This window comes from Arthrobacter sp. H20 (assembly GCF_000520515.1).
Taxonomy (GTDB): domain Bacteria; phylum Actinomycetota; class Actinomycetes; order Actinomycetales; family Micrococcaceae; genus Arthrobacter_D.
Genome location: NZ_KI914723.1, coordinates 106,103 through 109,902 on the forward strand (window position 1 = coordinate 106,103; position 3,800 = coordinate 109,902).

Annotated in this window: 1 protein-coding gene; it reads right to left on the minus strand. The window is 65.2% G+C overall.

The window, feature by feature from the left end:
• Positions 1–89 precede the first annotated feature (89 nt).
• Complete coding sequence (locus Y703_RS0107470; RefSeq protein ID WP_035764175.1) at positions 90–3,545, minus strand: bifunctional proline dehydrogenase/L-glutamate gamma-semialdehyde dehydrogenase; 3,456 nt, start codon at positions 3,543–3,545, stop codon at positions 90–92.
• Between the last annotated feature and the right edge of the window lie 255 nt (positions 3,546–3,800).

A 3,800-nucleotide genomic window follows, 5' to 3' on the forward strand; every position in this document is an offset into this window, starting at 1 on the left:
GGTCCGGAATGTCCGAACCCGCCAGATCTCACCGCTCGGCGAAGATGTTTAGCGCGAAAGGGGCAAGTAAAACCCCCCAGCAAACGCGCCTAGTGGAGCACCGTATGCGAGACGCTGTCTGGGTTACCGAACCGGTGCGCCGTAATGGACACTGCCTGCTCGTGCAGGAACGGAAGCATTTCGAGGCGCCCCGCTTCAGTGACCGGTCCGGCGTAGATCGCCACATCCGGATCGCCGTCCGTGGCTGCACACAGTTCCGAGTAGCCGCCACCGATCAGCCGCACCCGGCCAAGGGAAGCCGCGGGCGCGTGTTTCAGCCACGCGGTGTCGTCCTCCACCCGGTGGTCGATGTTGTGCGCCGACAAGACCGCAGTCAGCGCTGGAGGCAGGGGGTGGGCCGAAGAAACTCGAAGAGCTGCTCCAGCACGCAGACCGGCCGCGACCACTCGGACCAGGGACGCCAGGGTGCCGGCCTCGTTGAGCCGCACCGTCACCGTGCCCGGAACGTAGCGGAATTCATTGCGTTCCACTCCGAGCCCCGAGACGTCGCGGTTGGCGCCGAAAGCTTTCACCCAGTGGCGCTGGTCGTCGGCGGTCGCACGGGCCAAAAACCCCTGGTCGACGGCGGGGATATCGGCTGCGTGCAGCAGATCCCGTACCGGCCCACTCAACGGAGCATGAACGTTACCCGGGTGCAGCTCAACCGGCTGCCAGCTGCCAAGGTGCATCAGGTAGTTGGGGCCACCAGCCTTAGCGCCCGGCCCCACGGCCGACCGCTTCCAGCCACCGAACGGCTGACGCTGAACAATTGCTCCAGTGATGCCGCGGTTGACGTAGAGATTGCCCGCCTGGACGGTCTCCAGCCAGAGCTCCAGTTCATCGCTATCCATGGTGTGGATACCTGCCGTCAGCCCATATGGGCTGGCATTCTGCCACTCGATGGCCTGTTCGAGTGAGTTGGCGTGCATCACGCCCAGGACCGGCCCAAAGAACTCGGTGAGGTGAAAGTAGCTTCCGGGCTTAACACCCGCGCGGACCCCCGGGCTCCACAGTCGGCCAGTATTGTCCAGCTGCTTGGGCTTGACCAACCATGTCTCGCCGTCGCCCAGCTTTGTCAGAGCATCACGCAGCTTGCCTTCAGCAGGCTCGATCACGGGCCCCATCTCGGTAGCCGCGTCTTCGGGGTACCCGACCTTCAGGGAGGCAGCGGCGTCGACCATCTGGTTCCGGAACCGCGCCGACTTCCCGGCCGACCCCACCAGAATCACCAGTGAGGCAGCCGAACACTTCTGCCCGGCATGCCCGAACGCCGACTTCACGACGTCGGCAGCAGCCAGGTCCAGGTCGGAGCTGGGGGTGACGATCAGTGAGTTCTTGCCGCTGGTCTCGGCGAGCAGGGGCAGGTCATGCCGCCAGCTGCGGAACAGCTTCGCCGTGTCGTGGGCACCAGTCAGGATCACCCGATCCACCGACGGGTGCGAGATCAGATGCTGCCCCACTGGGCCCTCCTCGACGTCAGCGAAGTGCAGGACCTCCCGGGGCACCCCGGCTTCCCACAATGCCTCCACCAGCACCGCCGCGCACCGCTTCGCTTGCGGCGCAGGCTTCACGACGACGGCGCTTCCCGCAGCCAACGGTGCCAGAGCCGATCCGGCGGCTATGGCCACCGGGAAGTTCCACGGCGGAGTCACAACAGTCAGGCGTGCAGGGACAAATTTGGCGCCCTCCACCTGGTCCAGTTCCTCGGCGAGCAGCGCATAGTAGTTGGCAAAGTCGATCGCTTCGGAAATCTCCGGATCGGACTCGGCAACTGTCTTGCCGGTCTCGCTGGCAGCAACCTCCACCAGGTCACCACGAATCGCCGCGAGTCGAGCGGCAGCGCTCCGCAGCACCACCGCCCGTTCGGCTCCGGTGCGGGAGGCCCATTCCTGCTGGCCGGCAAGGGCCGCAGCGATGGTGCGCTCGACGTCGTCGTTGGTGTCCAGCCAGGAAGCCTCCACCAACCCGACCCCCAGGGTTGATCCCGGGACCCGCTGCAGAATAGCTGTCGCCCAGTCCCGGACCACAGGAAGAGAAGGATCGGAGTCGGCCTGGTTGGCAAAGTCGCCGGGAACGCAGTCAACGAACCGGTCAACCGTCTGGGAACGGTTGGGGCCCGGTACCGTCGTGTCCACAGCAGCCAGGGAATCGAGGAAGCGCTTCTTCTCACGCTCGAACAGTTGCGGATCCCTGTTCAGTTCGAAGACCGCCGACATGAAGTTTTCCTGGCTGGCATTCTCTTCGAGCCGCCGGATCAGGTAGCTGATCGCAACGTCGAACTGGGCCGGGTGCACCACCGGTGTGTAGAGCAGGAGCGAGCCGACGTCCTTCTTGATTTCTTCAGCCTGCTCCTCGGCCATGCCGAGCAGCATCTCGAACTCGATCCGGTCCTCCACGCCGCGGGCGAGTGAGAGCAGGCGCGCAAAGGCGATGTCGAAAAGGTTGTGGCCTGCGACGCCGATCCTGACCGCCTCAGCGTTGTCGGGGCGCAATGCCCAGTCGAGGCACCGCTTGTAATTGGTGTCGGTCGCTTCCTTCGATGGCAGGGTGGCGGGCTCCCAGCCGTGAACCTTCGCGTCAACCAATTCCATGGCGAGGTTGGCGCCCTTGACGAGCCGCACCTTGACGGCCGAACCTCCACCGGCACGGCGCTCAGTCGCCCAGGCAGTAATGTCCTGCAGCGCGCCGAGTGCGTCCGGCAGATAGGCCTGCAGGACGATTCCGGATTCGAGGTGCTTGAGCTCCTCAGTGCCGAGGATGCGCTTGAATACCGCGACCGTCAGATCGAGATCGTGGTATTCCTCCATATCGAGGTTGATGAACTTCGGGGCGGGGGACGAGGCGGCCAGCCGGTAGAGCGGGAGTAGCCGCTCTGCGACGCGCTCCACCGTTTCGTGGAAGTCCCACAGGTTCATGGTGCTCACCACCGAGGACACCTTGACTGAGACGTAATCGACGTCGTCGCGGGCCAGGAGCGCTCTGGTCCCGGCGAGCCGCGCGTCGGCTTCGTCATGGCCGAGCACCGCTTCACCCAGCAGATTGATATTGAGGCGGACCGATTCGCCCCTCAGCCCGGCGATTGCCTTGCCCAGCTTCTGGGGGCGGGCATCGACAATGAGGTGTCCCACCATCTCGCGCAGCACCCGCTGCGCCACCGGGACCACGATCCCCGGCAGTGTGGGAGCAAGCGCTCCACCGAGCTTCACGGCACCCCGCATATACCAGGGCAGGAACGACGGCGCCTGCCGGGCGAGCTTTGAGAGATTCCGGGCGGCGACGGCGTTGTCCTGGGGCCGGATGACCCGGTCAACGAATCCGAGGGTGAACTGGAGACCGGCGTCGTCCTTGAGGACCTCTGCCAGTAGCTGTGCCGACCGTGACCCGCGAGTGGCGGTCGGCGCAGGGCGGCGGGAGTCGTCCAGGTGCAGCCAGCGGCGGACCAGGGCGACGGCGTCGTCACCGAGGGCTGCGGGAGCGGGATCGACTATGGGGAAGAGTTGTGTCATGCGATCGTGCCTCACAATGCGACGGGCCACTGCAATCGGATCCTGATCTCAGGTGGTATTCCCCTTGCGGGGCCGGTGGCCGATCAGCCGGGGGCGCACTCCGCCTCGGCGCGGTAGGCGTATCCTGCGGGCGCGCCCACCATAATAATCGTAACCCGCATGGCGGGTCGCTGACGCCAATCTGCGCTAGAGTAGGTTCATGTCTGTAGTACAACTCCTTAGCTAGCCGCACAGTCAACAGTGCGGCGCGCCCCT